Source organism: Lutimaribacter marinistellae, assembly GCF_042648365.1.
Taxonomy (GTDB): Bacteria; Pseudomonadota; Alphaproteobacteria; order Rhodobacterales; family Rhodobacteraceae; genus Lutimaribacter_A; species Lutimaribacter_A marinistellae.
In genome coordinates this window covers 732,255-747,869 of record NZ_JBHRXI010000010.1, presented here as the reverse complement: position 1 = coordinate 747,869, position 15,615 = coordinate 732,255, and the positions used below count along the sequence as shown (strand labels likewise).

At 58.2% G+C, this 15,615-nt stretch carries 14 protein-coding genes and 2 pseudogenes; 2 read left to right on the top strand and 14 right to left on the bottom strand.

Going from position 1 to position 15,615, the window contains the following annotated elements:
- Nucleotides 1-7 precede the first annotated feature (7 nt).
- The 11 genes and pseudogenes from ACFORG_RS12285 to ACFORG_RS12235 form a co-directional block, all read right to left on the bottom strand.
- Complete coding sequence (locus ACFORG_RS12285) at nt 8-1,648, bottom strand: recombinase family protein (protein ID WP_386735800.1); 1,641 nt, start codon at nt 1,646-1,648, stop codon at nt 8-10.
- Nucleotides 1,645-2,688, bottom strand: coding sequence for a hypothetical protein (locus tag ACFORG_RS12280; protein ID WP_386735799.1), 1,044 nt, complete (start codon nt 2,686-2,688; stop codon nt 1,645-1,647). The genes ACFORG_RS12285 and ACFORG_RS12280 overlap by 4 nt, the downstream gene beginning before the upstream one ends.
- Nucleotides 2,685-4,385 (bottom strand): site-specific integrase, encoded by a 1,701-nt coding sequence (locus ACFORG_RS12275; RefSeq protein WP_386735798.1) that lies wholly within the window; start codon nt 4,383-4,385, stop codon nt 2,685-2,687. The genes ACFORG_RS12280 and ACFORG_RS12275 overlap by 4 nt, the downstream gene beginning before the upstream one ends.
- 166 nt (nt 4,386-4,551) lie before the next feature.
- Entirely contained in the window at nt 4,552-4,752 is a 201-nt protein-coding gene (locus tag ACFORG_RS12270) for a helix-turn-helix domain-containing protein (RefSeq protein ID WP_386735797.1), read from the bottom strand.
- Nucleotides 4,733-4,894 carry a hypothetical protein gene (locus ACFORG_RS12265; RefSeq protein WP_386735796.1) on the bottom strand — a complete coding sequence of 54 codons (162 nt, stop codon included), beginning with the start codon at nt 4,892-4,894 and terminating at the stop codon, nt 4,733-4,735. The genes ACFORG_RS12270 and ACFORG_RS12265 overlap by 20 nt, the downstream gene beginning before the upstream one ends.
- An 84-nt stretch (nt 4,895-4,978) precedes the next feature.
- A complete protein-coding gene (locus tag ACFORG_RS12260; protein ID WP_386735795.1) occupies nt 4,979-5,674 on the bottom strand; it encodes a hypothetical protein in 696 nt (231 codons plus the stop codon).
- Between the two features lie 842 nt (nt 5,675-6,516).
- Entirely contained in the window at nt 6,517-6,975 is a 459-nt protein-coding gene (locus tag ACFORG_RS12255) for a hypothetical protein (protein WP_386735794.1), read from the bottom strand.
- Between the two features lie 35 nt (nt 6,976-7,010).
- Nucleotides 7,011-7,166, bottom strand: a pseudogene (tnpA, locus tag ACFORG_RS12250) (IS66 family insertion sequence element accessory protein TnpA); the annotation flags it as partial.
- 290 nt (nt 7,167-7,456) lie between these two features.
- Nucleotides 7,457-9,841: a hypothetical protein gene (locus tag ACFORG_RS12245; protein WP_386735793.1), complete on the bottom strand. Its 2,385-nt coding sequence runs from the start codon at nt 9,839-9,841 to the stop codon at nt 7,457-7,459.
- A 408-nt stretch (nt 9,842-10,249) separates the two neighbouring features.
- Nucleotides 10,250-10,600, bottom strand: coding sequence for a DNA cytosine methyltransferase (locus tag ACFORG_RS12240; RefSeq protein WP_386735792.1), 351 nt, complete (start codon nt 10,598-10,600; stop codon nt 10,250-10,252).
- The gene (locus tag ACFORG_RS12235; RefSeq protein WP_386735791.1) at nt 10,558-10,956 is read right to left on the bottom strand and encodes a hypothetical protein; all 399 of its coding nucleotides are present in this window, start codon (nt 10,954-10,956) and stop codon (nt 10,558-10,560) included. The genes ACFORG_RS12240 and ACFORG_RS12235 overlap by 43 nt, the downstream gene beginning before the upstream one ends.
- A gap of 205 nt (nt 10,957-11,161) precedes the next feature.
- Here ACFORG_RS12235 and ACFORG_RS12230 point away from each other — a divergent pair.
- Nucleotides 11,162-11,668 (top strand): annotated as a pseudogene (locus ACFORG_RS12230) (hypothetical protein); the annotation flags it as partial.
- A gap of 113 nt (nt 11,669-11,781) precedes the next feature.
- Here the strand turns inward: ACFORG_RS12230 and ACFORG_RS12225 are convergent.
- The 3 genes from ACFORG_RS12225 to ACFORG_RS12215 all read right to left on the bottom strand — a co-directional run bounded on the left by ACFORG_RS12225 (nt 11,782) and on the right by ACFORG_RS12215 (nt 14,272).
- Entirely contained in the window at nt 11,782-12,828 is a 1,047-nt protein-coding gene (locus ACFORG_RS12225) for a reverse transcriptase family protein (RefSeq protein WP_386735790.1), read from the bottom strand.
- Between the two features lie 245 nt (nt 12,829-13,073).
- Complete coding sequence (locus ACFORG_RS12220; protein ID WP_386735789.1) at nt 13,074-13,445, bottom strand: hypothetical protein; 372 nt, start codon at nt 13,443-13,445, stop codon at nt 13,074-13,076.
- Nucleotides 13,442-14,272, bottom strand: a complete 831-nt coding sequence (locus tag ACFORG_RS12215; protein WP_386735788.1) for a phosphoribosyltransferase-like protein — start codon at nt 14,270-14,272, stop codon at nt 13,442-13,444. The genes ACFORG_RS12220 and ACFORG_RS12215 overlap by 4 nt, the downstream gene beginning before the upstream one ends.
- A 477-nt stretch (nt 14,273-14,749) precedes the next feature.
- Between ACFORG_RS12215 and ACFORG_RS12210 the strand changes: the two genes are divergently transcribed.
- A partial coding sequence (locus tag ACFORG_RS12210; protein ID WP_386735787.1) for a plasmid recombination protein occupies nt 14,750-15,615 on the top strand: 866 nt, incomplete at its 3' end.

The following is a 15,615-nucleotide window of genomic DNA, read 5'->3' as shown; positions in this document are numbered from 1 at the left end:
GTCAGGCTCATAACCTGAAGGTCGCAGGTTCAAATCCTGCTCCCGCAACCACTTTCATCGAACAAACCGCCTCCGGGCGGTTTTGTTCGTTCTGGGCAAGCCCGATCATCGCCGTCAACGCACCCTCCAGCTCGACCGTGACGCCTTCCTCGTCGTGCCGAACCGAAACCCGCTCGATGAGACCCCGCACGATCTCCAGAGCCTGCGTCCGGATCTCGGGATCGGCCAGCGTCTCCGCCAGTTCCGACACCTTCTTCCGGTAGAGTTCCGACAGGTTCGGGTTCAGCCGCACCGGCGAAGGGGCCGGTTCGGAAAGCTTCGCATCCAGGTCGGCGATCTTGCCTTCCAACTCTTCCAGCTTCGCCTTGAGACCCGGTGTCCGAAGCCCCTCGGCAATCGCATCGTAAAGTCCTTCGAGTTTCCGGGCCGCCGTGTCGCGCTCCGCCTGCAGGCGGGATCGTGCGGCCACCGCTTCGCCCGCTTCCGCGTTCGCCGCCTCGCTGTAGGATTTAACAAAAGCCGCCACGGCCTCGGGCCGCATCAGCCGGGTCCGCAACAGGTCCAGCACCGCCTCTTCCAGGACGCTGCGCCGCACCGATTGCCTGTGCGAACAGGTCCCGAGTTTGCGCGCCGCCAAACAGGCGAGGTAGTCGCGGCCGACAGAGGCGAGCGGTCCGCCGCAAGTGCCGCAGAACGCGAGGCCCGTGAGAAGGTGGGTCTTGCGCCGCTTCTCCCAGAAGCGGCTGCGCTTGATGCCCTGGACCGCCGGCGTGGCATCGATCTCGCCTTGCCGGGCCTTGACCGCCTCCCACAGGTCATCCCCGACGATCCGTAGCTCTGGAACCTCCGTCACGATCCACTCCGAGGCGTCGTTGAGCCGCGAAACCCGCTTGCCGGTTTGCGGATCCTTCACGTAGCGCAGCCGGTTCCAGACCCGCCGTCCGATATAGAGCTCGTTGTTGAGAAGCCCGGTGCCACGGCTGCGATGGCCGCGGATCGCGGTGTCGCGCCAGAGCTTGCCACGCGGGCCGGGGATGCCGTCCTCGTTCAACTGCCGGGCGATGGCCTTTGGCGAATGACCGGCCGCGAAGTCGCGAAATATCCGCCGGATGATCTCTGCTTCGCGTTCGTTGATCTGCCGTTCCCCGGTGACCGGGTGGCCGTCCGCGCCAAGGCGTCGGATGACATCATAGCCATAGCTGTTGCCGCCTCCGGAGCGGCCCGCTTCGACGCGCCCGCGCAAGCCGCGCCGGGTCTTGGCGGCGAGATCCTTCAGGAAGAGCTGGTTCATCGTGCCCTTGAGGCCGACATGCAGCTCGCCGATCTCGCCCTCGGCCAGGGTCACGATCCGCACCCCCGCGAAACTCAGCCGCTTGTAGATTGCCGCGATGTCGGCCTGATCCCGGCTCAACCGGTCGAGCGCTTCAGCCAGGATCAGGTCAATCTTCCCGTCCTGGGCCGCGTCGAACAGGGTTTGCAATCCCGGCCGCAGCATCGACGCGCCGGAGATGGCGCGGTCCGCGAACCGCTCCACCACGGTCCAGCCCTCGCGTTCGGCGCGCTCGTGGCACAGCCGCACTTGGTCCTCGATCGAGCTGTCCCGCTGCATCTGGGTCGAAAAACGGGCATAGATCGCAACACGGGTCATCGGTCGTTCTCCTTCATCTTCGAAATCAGCGCAGCATACTGGCGCCCAGCCTCGATGGTCTGCGCATGGATGTAGTGACGTTCCGCCGTCCCGAAACTCGAATGTGCCAGAACAGGGCGGATCAGTCGCGCGCTTTGTGACGACAGTCTCGCCAACGTGGTCGCTGCTGCATCGCGAAAGAAGTGTGCCGGAACGCGCACCCCGGTCATCTTCTGTGTTTGCTCCGCAATCCTCGCGGAGAGGTATTCCATGCCTAAGGGCGCCCCTTTCTTGCCCACCCACAGAAAATCGTGCTGATGGTGGCCCCGTTCCATGAGCGCCGGTCGTGCGTCGCCGATGTAACGGCGCAGAAGAGGGGCGACCACGTCGGGAACGTCGGCCTCCCATGGCTGGCCCGACTTTGTGAGGTCCTCCGGCAGGGCTACGCTTATGGTCTCGGCGGTAACAAACAGGGAAACACTAAGTTGCAGCCCGGCAAAGGCACGCCTGCGCATCGGCATCACAGCGAGCATGGCGATCATGGTCCCGTCCCGCAGTCGCTTCATCTCTTCGAGCGGCGTACTGGCGGCATCGGCATGTTTGGTGGCGAGTTCGATCCCGGCTCGCAAGAGGACATCACTGGACAGGATGCGCCCCACCTTGCGATCCCGATCACCGCGCCCTGCCGTACGCTTCAGGGCGGCCTTCAGTTTGCGCTGCGCGGACCAGTCTTTCCCGGGATATGCGGCGGACAGAATACGGAGAACGCCGTCGACGAACATCAATCGGCTCATCGGTTTGGTGCGTGCCAGATCGTGCAGCCAGGCAGACAGTCGTTCCATGGTGGCCCGTTCGACCGGAGGCAAAGCGCAGGCGTCAGGATCCGTCGTTGCCAACCATCTCAGCCAGCGTCCGTAGCGTCGTTCGAGCGTCTCGAGCGACGTGGTCCGGAGATGAGCCAGTGCGCCACGATCGTCGAGCGGCCCCCCGGACTTCTGCAGATCGATCCACATGGCACGGTCCTGGGCCGGCCAATCCGGGAAGGGGAGGACGAGGCTCATCGGCGGCCGCCCTTCTTGTCCGCAATGAGGTCAGCAAAGGCCCTTGTCGCGGAGCGCGCTTCGAGACCCGAATACATGTTGATCGTGTGGCTGATCGCGGAATGGCCGAGCAAGCGGCGCGCCACCTCGTAGCCCCCGGGATTGGCGTCAAGCCATGTCATCACCGCGAAATGCCGGAACAGATGCGCATTCATCTCCAGACCCGTCTCTTTCCTGATCCGTCTGGACAGGCGCGCCGACAAAGCATTGGCGCTTACAGGGCCATCGCCGTCCCGGCGGGGAAAAAGCCAGGGCGTGGCAGAAGGGCAAAGCTCGGGGCAACGGGTCGTGAGATGCGTGTCGATCATCCGGATGACGTCGCGAGGGAGGTCGAACTCGACCGGGCGCTCGTTCTTGGTCTCCTCATCTTCCAACACCAGGTAGACATGCCCATCGCCCGGCCTCTGCAAGTTGCGCTCCAGATGGAGGCCGGCCAGGTTCTTGATCCGGATCGGACAGAATAGAAGGATGGCGACTGCAAGAGCGTCCTCCCGAGCCAACAAAGCGGAGTAACGAGACGACCTCGGGATCTGCCGGGCGAAAACCCTCTGCGGCAGAAGCAAGAGGCGTTGCTGGTTGTTCTCGTCCTGCAAGGCCCGGAGCCGGTCCCGGTTCTTTCGGGTCATCCCCGTCTGAGGCTTCGTGGCGAGCCGTGCGGCGAGATCCGTGAGGCGGTCCCGAACCTCATCAGATGCTTTGAGAATCCGTGCCAGGTTGCGAAGCAGGGCCGCCGTCTCACCGATCAGTTTTGTGGTCTGGTTCCCTGTGCGCGACAACATCTGGCGCAACCCGCGTTCGGCCATGACTGGATCGACAAGCACATGCAGCCCATCGATCTCGTCTGGGGCGATCTCGGAGTGGACGAGTTCCGAGGCAAAGCGGATCAGCTGTCGGCGATATTGGGCAATGGTCGCGGGGCGCAACGCCTTTGCGAGACCGTCTTCCGCCAGCGGATCAGGTGTTCCAAGCCGACACATGAGACCGTCGAGGTCCTGCTGAAAGCTCTGCGGAAAACGCGACAAGGGAATCGAGATGACGGTTTGTCCAGAGGCGAGAGGCAACACGATGTCGGGCCATCCAGGGATACGATAGCGGGCCAGGTTCCAGCCGTTGACGGCCGCGCGGTACGCGACGACGGGAGATTTGCTGATCTCGTTGCGCTCGAGGGCATCGCGATAGGCGTCAGCATGTTCAACGCGAACACCCGTCGGCGCGACATGCATGGTGTTGAGGAAATGCACGAACCGGCAGAGCGCAGGTTGCAGCGTCTTGTCCCCGGACGCGAGGACCGCGCTCCATAGCGATCTCCACTCGTCGGACAGGTCATCAATCCGGTTGATACGACGCTCCACCAACCCGAAATGGGTAAAGGCTGCGCGCGCGTCGCTCACGGCGTTCTGCCAGCTCTTCGCCGTCAGGCCGAGCCTCGCCGGGGCAATCCTGGCCAGACGCGGTTGGAGCCATCGGCTGTCGCACGGCACATCTTCCGGAGGCAGACCCAAAGCATTTGACACGCGCCGCAATCCGGAAATCATGTCCCTGCGCCGAGTGTCGGACAGTGAGGCGTCCGAGCGGAGCATGTCCATGATCTCGGCAAACATCGGCGTGTCGGCTCGCACGAACGCCATGTCGAGCGGATAGGGGGCCTGGCTGGTCATCGGGTGCAAAATCCTTTGGTCAGATGTGGTCTCGGGTGGACGGCAGTGGACAAGGCGTCCAATTCGGGAACACAATAACCTTACAAGTTAAAAAATTACGGCGAGGCCCTCTTCCCGATCCTATGCCAAGTTATTGACATGAATGGACAATGATGGCCCCACGGGGCTACCAGATCTGCGCCCGACGATAGGCCGCGTGAGCGGCCGGATCGATGCGGATCAGACGGCCGCCGGGGCCGACACGGATGACGTCAAGAAGGCCGGCCGCAATCGCGCGGCGTACGGTCTTCTCGGAGCAATTGTCGAGTTCAGCGACGTCTTTGACGGTCAACAAGGGGCGGCTCTGGTCAGTCTTCTTCGGTGTCATTGGCCTGCTTCGTTATTGCGTCCGACGCTCCCGCCAACTCCTGCGCCGCCTGGCGCCCGAGAAGGCGCACAAGCGCAACAACAGCCGCGTCACAGCGGTCGGTTGTGTCATTGTAAGAGGTGCCAGTAGAAGCGTGCGTCATGCCACGATCATGCGTGGCATAGTGCGAGGAAGGCTAAGTGTAGCGATTCAGAAAGTTTGGATCGATCGCTACACTAAACGTCTTTCAACGCTTATTCTCGTGGAAATCCTGGTAGCGTTTGAGGTCGAATTTTAGCGTCTCTCCGCTGATCCGTGTCGGTGGGTCCGTCATGCATTCGACAATCTCGTTGACGAAATCGAAGAGGTCGCCTCCGCGCTCGCTACGGATTGGGTCGGTCGTGAACTTGAGCGGCAGGCCGCGTTCCGTCCAGAAGGTAAAGATCGTCCAGCACACTATCTCCTTGCGGAAATCACGCGCCTTGCGACGGTCGGGCTCGTCGGCATAGCTGATGCCATTAATCCGCTTCATGGTCTCTAGATATTGGCGGAAGTCCGAGATTGCCTCTACACCTTCCCGGAACCTCGCAAGGTGATGCTCCGCTGGATTGGGCATGCCGGTATTTGCAAAAGCGTTCGAAAAGCGGAGTTGGTCGATAACCTCATGTGCCTTGTCGATTGCCTTCTCGGCGCGCCTCAGATCATTCATGGCCCTTTGTGCTTCCCTCGCGCCACGGTCTTTCTTGGGGGCTACGAGCTCGGGCTGAGAAAGATTTAACGGATCCGCCTGAGCGGCGGTGAGCTTCCGCGACAATTCCAGAAGCGGCCCGTCCTTGAAACCATGTGCCGCGCCGAGGCGCTGGATCTGATCTATCGACAAGGCGCCCGACGACTGCGGGGCGCCGGTGCGAAGTTTCCATTGGACCGGATTGTGTGAAGCCATGGCCCAAACTTTTGGCGCAACTCGGCCCGGGCTTCAATGCCGAGATCGCATTGCGCAGTGATGATGAACTTGGGATCATGTGGGCAAGGCAATGGCACGGCAGGGTAGCGGTCGTGAAAAGAAAACCAATCGCTACACTTTGGCTGCCAAAGTTTGGTTTGGGACGGTCGGCGCACACGACGAGGTCACCTCGTCGGACCGTGCGCCCGGTTCATCCCAGTGTCTTTCCAGCGCATGCGGACATTGCAAGAAAAAGCACTGGCCACGGTACGCCAGCCCACCGGCCACCAAGCGCTGGCGATGATCCGGGGACTACCCCACCCCGCGCCAAACCGGCTCCTTCTGGGCTGGCGCAGAAACACGACAACGAAACCCACCGGCTGAGGTTCTGGGCGCTCAAGCCCATTCCGCAGATCGGGGACCGCCAAAGCGCACGGCAGCCGAAGCGGGGCAGGTGAGAAGCCTGCGGGGAAGCGACTGGCCATCGAGAACCGGCATCGTGTGGATACGGATCAGGGAGCGAAGGGCCTTCCCCCGCATGACGGGGGGAAGGAGCGGGGGCCGGATATTGTCTGATGAATAGTCCGCCGGTTCCGTCGCGTTTAGCAAGTTGGCCTAAAACAAGGAACTCGGAACGGGTACGCACGGGCCAACAGACCAGGAAGTGGGACGTTCGCAGGCGATGAAGCAACGATCGACGTCGGTCCAGAGCTGACCTCCGGCTCCCAATCACGATGCTTCGGTAGCAGCCGGCATTGCCGACCTTTGCTGCAGGCTTAATACTTCTCGCCTCAAGAGTTCAAGCTTCGAGGGACAGTTCGGACTATACCGTTGGTCTGTAGTTAAAATTCTTGACACTGTCCCATGATGAGATGATCAGTAAGCGGCTCATTGCCTTTTTCTCTGGCAGTCATTTCTCCTAGCCAGCCGCCAGGCCCAACAAGGCTGAATAAAAACCTCTCACTCTCAGTCGAGAAGTTGAACACCATGGTAGCCACCAGAGGATTTATGCATGTTACCACGTCCGGTGCCTTGTTCGGAAAGTACCTTCTACAGTTATATACGGTGTCCCCGCCTTGCACGCCGGACATTTTGGTCATGTCATCGGTAAAGCGAATGGCATACCGACGACCGAACTCCTCGTCACCGTAGGTCGGCAACCATTCGCTGCCTTCGAACTGCAAGCCAACTAAGTGTTGCTCAGTGCAATACAGAATAGAGTCTTCTGCATCCGCTGGCCGAGCCACAACCAAGGGCGCCAACACCAGGAGAGACCATTTCAACTGTATCCGACCGAACATTTCTTGCTTTTCCCTTACTTTTAGAGGCCTGTAAGTTCTCGAGGTGACCTGCCGCCGAACTTCGCCTTCCATTTGTAGAACGTCGCCGAGCTGATCCCGTGCTCGCGGCACACGTCTGCCGTCGCAACGCCGCTCTCCTGCTGTTTCAGGATCGCTATGATCTGCTCTTCGCTGAACCGTGATCTCTTCATTCTGTCCGTCTCCTTCGTTGGGACGGACTCTACCTCAAATTGGAGGAGGAAACGGGTCTCAGGTCAACCCGGTAGGGGACGTTTGTCCGAGCATCGGGGAAGCCTTGGTTCAACCATCCATCTTCGCTACTGCGTGTGTCGCCCATGGGGCCATGGAGCGAAACTACTGCAACGTTCGGTTGGGAGAGCCACAGCCCAAAATCTGCCCAGCTCGATCAATCGAATGTGTATGGTGTCGTCCTAATCCACTTGGGGCGCCGCAGCAACTGGTCTCGGAAGTCGCAGTGACGTCAAACCGGTAGCAAGAGTAGCACCGCGCGAACGGCCCCGGATGCCACCCGTGCGCCCCTCCCTCCGTCTCCAAGCGCGAGTCCATTTCTGGCCGGGCCGACATCTGTAGTTCCGAGATACATGGCACCTAGGCCTTCCCGAGAGGCAAGCCGATACGGAATGCCCGGCGTCCAAGCGACAAGGCGCGATACCTCGATAAGGCGACCTGAGTTGTCAGGGGTGTTGGGACAGGCAACCTCAACATCACCTGCAGTTCTGAAAATGGCAAAACCCGGACCATAGGCATGTGGTCGTCGAATTCTACCCGCCATTAGGTCCGTGGCGCGAAACCCCCAACGTCGTCTTAGGCGCACTGTGGAGCTTCTGCCGACGAAGGATGCTGGCTCAAAGGCTAGCGCCTCACCCAATTCCAATCGAACCGCTACCAGCCTGCGCCCCTCATCAGTACTGATCGAGAAATCCTCCCCACCAACCGTGGTCCGAAAGTGCGAGAACCAAGCATTTGCGTCTTTTCTGTTTCCGATGGCCGCGAACGCTCTCCAAATGAAAAGCCCAAGGGAGGGTATCGGGAGCGCGAGGTGGGACTGATGACGTTGAACAGCTACCGAACTTGCAATGCAAAAAGTATCACCCACGGGCAGGGATAGGCGACTGTTTCCCGAGATGATCACCTTCCCATCCCTTAGATCAGAAGACACGGCTTCTGACTCGGAGGGTCCTGCACTCAGTCTCTCATTAAAACCAGGTTGATGATGAATGACCCGAATTGTTACATAGCCAATGCTCTTCAAAACAGCGAGTGAAAGGCAGAAAATCGCAATGAATCGAATGACATCATGAGCTCTGAACCACGACCACGAAAAGCGATCGAGAGCTAGGATCGAAGCGCTAACTGTTTCATTGACCGCCCCTTGAGCCTCAGACCTCACCGACTCGGCACTGCCTTCGGCAATTTCTCCTGCGGCTTGCAGGGTGTTTTCCACTGCATCGATCGTCCGTGCACGCATATTGTCGTAGCCTCTTCTGGCCGCGTGCTTACCCGCATTCCTCACGTGGCACCCAACTCTCCAAAAGTCGCATCCGGTTTGGATATTGAAGAGTGGGCTGACATAGGTGCACCCAGAATCGGGTCGACACATCGACTCCGCCAACTGATCGGGAAGGGCGTCATCAACAACCTGTTTGGCTGTCGTCCTTGCCCAATCAGCGGAGGACAGGGTCTCATCTGTCAGCTCGTCGATCGACTGCAATGCGTTGAGGCGGGCTACCCCGAATTGGGTGCGAATGGCCCGCTGAACATCTGCCTCGAGTCGACGCCGGATGCAGGTGCCTTCTTTCCCTGGCGCAGTGGCAAGGATGCGTCCGTTTGACTGACACTCTGAACCACTCAACGAGTCCTGATAATGATCGCGATACAGTTGGTCCATCGCCCAATCATCGAGGGCTTTCGAACCGACTATCCCGGCCGCCAAGAAGACCGCCGGGATGCTCCAATAGGCCAGCGTCTTCAGTCCGACACGACGCCGTTCCGATAGCGACAAAAGGCGCCAAAGCTCTGCGTTGTGCAAAACGAAAAGCCTGAAGGCATGGAGCGCCAGCAGGATCGAAAGTGCTGCGATGGCGTTCGCGAATATGAAGAGGAAACCACCTGTCGAAACGGAAAACGCATTTACCGGGATCGCAAGCCCCACCACCAGAAGACCGAATGTCAGCCCAAGCACCGACCCACCAACTGGTGTGAAGAGCATCGTCATCGTCGCGGCCCCAAAGGTCGCCATGGCAATCAGAGCGGTTTTACTGGCTAGACCTCTCTGTTGGAGCGCCAGTTCCGCTGCGGCCATGCGTGCGCTAATCAGGTCAGCGTGCGCACTCGCTCCCGCTCGGGCGCTATCCTTGGCGACCTCAAGCCCTACTTCAATCTCAGTGATTTCTGCTTCCTTTGTGGTGATCGCGGCTTCGTACTGAAGTATCTGCGTCTGGCGCGTTTCGAGACATTGCTGAACCGCGCGTTGTTCACGCCTGCTCGGCGGGCTGTTGAGATCCTCCTCCAGAGTCGGACGCAAACCTTGAAAGAAGGGTTGATACTGACAATCGTTTATCTTGAGTTCGAGGAGGCTCTTCTTGAGTTGCGCCAGAGTCTCCCTCGCAACGGCCAGCTCAGCGTCAAGGTCATCTATGGCCTGTTGGGCGGCCTCTGTTGACTCGGGAATCACTATGGCCTGAAAAGCTTCAAGACCTGATGTATCGAAGTAGGCTTCGCCAAACCATACAAGTGAGTTTTGATCGCTCTGCCTTGCCGCTTCGGAGCCGATGGACTGATTGGACAGGAGATCAGCCGTAGCATTCTCTAGCGCCACCTGCCTTGACAGAAGCGATGTATCCATCGTGAGTTTATGCGGGGCCCAAAGTGCCAGCAGGAATGCTGGCACAGGTAGCAACAGTAAAATTGGGCGCCGAATTAGCAGTGCGCCAAGCGCACCTAGTAATGCAAGTCCACCCCAAACCACTTTGGCGCCGCCTGAGACCGCCGCCTGGCTCCAATAGGTCGGAACGTGCCAGGCCGAGGGGAGAGCAGGAAAATTTGCAGAGAGAAGAAGCGCTGCCAGCGCCGACGAAAGCGCGACTATCGGCAAAATAGTGTAAATGTTTCGAGAAAGCATACAGGAAAGTGGGATTGCAGGCCATCAGATGTCAACTTCCAGTTTCAGGTGGCCGTTCTGTATGCCATTGCACCGCGCGCGCCCTGCTCGCGAGTATCCAGAAAGTGGGAACGCAAATCTGAGGTCAGACCTTTACGTCCTCCGCTCCGCCAGTTCCCGCCGCACATTGTCGATGCGCTCGCCGATCCACTCCATTACGTTCACCGCCATGCCATTACCCAGCGCCCTGTAGCGCGGCCCGTCGGGCGTCGCGTTTCGGCTCCGGTAGGGAACACTCGTCCAGCCATCGGGAAAGCCCCGCAGGCGTTCGCATTCGAGCGGCGTGAGGCGACGGACCGCCCAGCGCGTCCCGCCGCCCGCGTGGTGCGACGGGGCCAGCGCGACCATGTTGTAGCACTCGTCGCCGGCGGGCCCGCCCGAACCCTTTGCCCATTTGCTGCTTACGGTTCCGGAGATGCGACCGCTGTCAGGGCCTCCGCCCACGCGGCCGGCAGTTTCCGTCCCCGCTTTCCGGCGCGGCGGAGGATCCCCGCGCAGGCTCGCGCCGTCAAAAAAAACTGCTCCGGCAGGTCGCCAGTCTCCAGAATATCCGACAACGAACAGACGACGGCGTCGCTGCGGAACAGCGAAGGGGAGACCACATGTTCGCACGTATTGAGCGTCCAGCACTCGCCAGGCGAACCCAGCTTCGCGTCCAGATGGGCGATCTTCGCTTCCAGTTCTTCGAGCTTTGCCTTGAGGCCCGGTGTCCGAAGCCCCTCGGCAAGCGCATCGTAAAGTCCGTCGAGCTTCCGGGCAGCCGCGTCGCGCTCCGCCTGCAGGCGGGAACGTGCGGCCACCGCTTCGCCCGCCTCCGCGTTGGCCGCCTCGCTGTAGGATTTGACAAAAAGCGGATCAGCTGTCGGCGGTATTGGGCAATGGTCGCGGGGCGCAACGCCTTTGCGAGACCGTCTTCCGCCAGCGGATCAGGTGTTCCAAGCCGACACATGAGACCGTCGAGATCCTGCTGAAAGCTCTGCGGAAAACGCGACAAGGGACGGGAACGATTACGTCAACGGCGGCTTCGGCCATGACCGGATCAACGGCGGCGACGGGGCCGACCGGTTCTTTCACCTCGGGGTCGCGGATCACGGATCGGACTGGGTGCAGGATTATGGCGCGGCCGAGCGCGATGTGCTGGTCTCGACCCCGCCGGGAGGCGAGCCAAGATGGGTTCGGGAAGAGGTGCGGAACGCTCTTTCCGGGAGCGGGAGGAGGTTTGGAGGAGAGCGCGGAGCGGCGTCCTCCGGGAGTAATGGGGTCTTGGGGCTGTGCGGAACGATGCCCCGAGCCCGTCGGGGGACGCCGGGGGTGCAGGGGGTGTGGCGAGCCGCCCTTGCCTTGGGTGTCCAGAGGGGCAGAGCGTCCTTTGGTCCGGCTGACGGCCCCGGGCGGGTTCGGGAGGGCGGAGCGCATCCCGAGCGGCGCGTCAGCGCCGCCGGGGTCCGGGGGCGTCAGCCCCCGGCGAACGACAGCTGGAACGCAGGCCCGACGGGCCGGAGTGCCAGCTGATTAGTGAGTATGGGATTGGCGGGTTTGAGGTCGAGTGAACAACTTGGCGTCTAAGTTGGTATGCTCGCGGTCTTGTGCTCCGCTTGCTGGCGGTGTCATCTCCTACTCGATAATCACCCAATAGCTGTCGTTGATCCGTGAACAGCTCGAATTATTCTTATCCGATCCAAAGTGCGCTGCATTTGTCTGTTCTCGGGCTCTACACTGGCCCAAAACTGAACTCTTCCCTCGAGGTGATCAACATAATTCGGAGCAAAGATTCGGCGCCTTGCAACATGACTGGATAAGCCTGCGGACCAGACAAAGTATACGTCCCTTTGTATGTCACGTCGAAACTTTCTGGTAACACGTGGCGAGCCGGTTGTGATATCCAGGCCAGTAACTATTTTGCGCTCACCTTTCTTTAGAAAACGAATTTTCTTCTCATTGATGCCAAACCCCTCACTCTCAATGATCTCGAAGAATAGCCGGGCAACGCCTTTTGGAATATTCTTACCCGATATTGCAATGTCGTCCGCGTAACGTGTATAGCGAAGGCGATGTGATTTGCATAGTTTCACCATTCTTCGGTCCATGTCATTGCAAATTATGTTGCTAAGCATTGGACTGCTGGCTGCGCCTTGGGGGAGCTCACCGTTTAAAGTGCATAATCTGCTCAGAATGAATGAAACATCTGAAGGGTAGCCGAAATTCAAGAAGACTTTTATTACTCGGCTAAAGTTGATGGTTGGAAAGAAGTCCTTAACGTCAACTTTTAATAGCTCATCCCTCCCGCAATGCATTTTTGCATTGTCGATTATTGAGTAGCCCTCCCGGAATCCCGTGGCGCAGTTTGGAAGATTAGCCGATTTAAGTATGTAATCGTTTATCCATTGCTGGACCTCAAGAAGAGACGGATAAGGGGCTCTAATTTTCCTGTATCCCCCCGACCTTTTTTTTAAACGGAACTCTCTGTAGAAACTTTGGGTCCCGAACGCCATGGCCATAAGGTCGTCATTGCTTCGTCCCACCAGAAGAGATAGATGGTTTCTCTCAAAAATCGGGGGGATTTCTTGGGTAAGGCACTGTTTTATAAAGGGGAGGTAAGCCTCAATAAGGTCGTCCCGTAGGCCAATATCTTTAAAGTAAGACTGCCATTTAGTGATGTCTGGTTTGTTCATCGAATGGTCGCCGCTACTAGTTCTTTTCGATGCAAGCATCGCTTAACCATGTAGGGCGTTGAATTTTTGTTTTGGAAAAACAAAAATTTCGACGCCCTACATGGTTGTCGATCGGAGGAGACACCGGCATCTCGACTTTTTTGAGAGACTCAAAAAATCGAGATGCCGAAAGGTTTTCGTAAACCTCATCCGTAGAAGCGATTACACTTCTGTACGCTAGCGACGACCATTCTTGCTCCTTCTTATCATTCATCTTCTTGGTTTCCAATGGTAAAGTGCGTCCGGGATAGCTTTGAAATTCTGGGCGCGTAGGGTTGGAAAGGAAGGCTTTGGCTCGATTTGAAACGAGCTGGGACATCTCGCCAGGGCTTGTTACCACTGAAAGCAAACATCTCTTGGTTCGCCATGATCCACCCTCGCCCCTTACTGGTGAGCACCAGAGTGGAGCCCTTTGATGAGAGAAAACCTCGACCCCGCAAGTTCTTGAATGCGTTTGCGGTTTCGCGAACGGAGATGCCACTACTTCTTGTAATCTCGGCAACAAATATTCCATCGGGCGCGCGCAGTGCGCGTTCCATCAGTGTCAGCTCAACACGTGAAAGAAGTTTGTTGTTCATAGCTCAGCCCGGTACATTAGGGTGTTACGCTCCTTATTGGCGGCATCTTCCGGCCACCAGAAAATCGGAAAGTTAGAGTTTGGCGCATTGCTGTCTTTAACGAAAAACAAAGCCTCAGCACCTCCGTGGCCCATGCTGGGAAGAGGGGTGCCGTCTATAGCTGGAGCTAGCTCTTGCTCCAGTCGCTTCATATGCTGGATCATGTCGTCCAGCTCTGGTTGCTGGAAATGTCCAGATAAACCTGCTTGGAGCTTTCGACAGAAATGAACGTTTATTCCGGTGCTTACCAGGAAATCGAAGGCGGCTTTCATCCCAAAAAGAAGGCAAGCATATCCTTCAATGTCTACCTCTCTACCTTTAGCGTGTTTAACCAAGTGATTGTACCTGTTCTCAACAGTTTTTCCCGTGCCTGAAAAGTCATCAACCAAGATAAATTGCTCAAACTGGTCGACGTGATCCTTTTTAGTGAAAGCGGGCACGCTGTTGAAAATTCGAATTTTGTCTTCACGTGTGAACCTCGACTTTAACATCTGCACAAGTTGCTGCGAGCTGTCTGGGGCATCATCCCATGCCATCGCGACGACGGCAGTTTGTTTTCCTTTCGATAGCTTTCTCACATGTTCAGCCATTGAGAAAACCTGAGTGGATAGTTGTCCGGAATTTAGAACAATGAGTTTCTCAACTGTATGCTTGATCAGGTCGTATTCGGCGCGCGATTGACATAATTTGACAAGCTCTAAAACCTGCTCTTCGAATTCACTTAGGATTTCACGTCGAAGAAACAGGTCGAATAGCCATTCCTGCGCTTCGTCAAGCTCAACGACCAAGCCTTGTTCCTCCTCTGGTGTTGGAATGCGCTAAGCTCGGATTGTCTTTAGGGAATTCTGAAGTCGACATGCTTTAGGCTGAATTTTCCGTTGCTATGGCAATAGGTTGTGAGCCAATCGGTCATATTCGTCAACATTTTTGGGTTCCCTCAGGTGTTCGACTGGCGTCGGGTGACTCACCTTTGTTGCACTATAGTTGAGTGGATCACAGTTGTGACCGTAACAACTTATCCGTTTGTCGGTATTGTCTCAAGTTGCGGTGACCTGAAGGAGACATTTTTAAAGTCTTGCGCCTTATTGGGATTCTACCCTTAGGTGATCGCTCCGCGAAGGTCTTAGTCTGACACTGGCTCGTTCCCTCGGATGTTAATTTTCGCTTGTCACTCCTGTATTCTCCATGATCGACCGAACTCCTGAACTCCCAAGCTCAGGAGTTCACCGATGGACGGTTTACCGATCAAGACAGACTACCCCGTTGTGCTGCGGTTCGAGGGGCTCTACCCGCACCAGCTCGCGGGATACGAGGCCCACAGGCTGCGGAAGGGCGGGGATCTCAGCCATGTCGACAAGTCCCGGTCAGAGCTGAACCAGCGGCTGATCGGACCGGAGGACTGGGCTGCGCAAGCACTGGAAGAGATCCGCGAAATGGCCACCGAGAATTTCGCGGCCGAGCTCGAGTCGCTGGAGAAGCGCAACCGAAAGAAGGACATCGAGCGGCGTATGGTCGAGGGCCCGAAGCAGCCTTGGCGCCAAACCCGCCACGGGCCGATGCGCGAGGTCATCCTCACGGTCAACAAGGATTGGTTTGAAGGGAACGGCGCCGCCTCCGGCCAGGAGCAGAAAGAGCGCGAAGAGCTATTCGGTGAGCTTGCGAGGGTCTGGCTGATCAAGAGCTTCGGAGACGATGTCATCCACGCCCGTGCTGATCGGGACGAGGTGGCCTATCACATCCACGCCGTGATCATGCCCCGCGCCACGGTCGAAATCGCGAAGCCGAAAGCGAAGGTCAAGACCGCCAGCGCCACACGGCGGATGCTCCAGCCCTCGATCCGAGCTAGGCCAAAGCCGCGAACGCCCAATCAGGAGACGGGAAAGGCGGCGGCGACACCGAAGTTTGAACGCGTAGAACCGGAGGCGCTGCAAGGTAGGCATCTCCATTTCAGTGAACGGCCTTGGGGGGGACGAACAGCCTTTGCGTTCGCCAAAGGCCAAATCCCCCTCCCGCAACCAACCATACTTGCGATGCCTCCGCCGGTCCTGCCGCGGAGGCTTTTTTACTTCTTGGCAAGCCCGCGTACCGTGATCGTCTGCCGCGCCCTCCCGAAACCACTTTCATCGCGCAG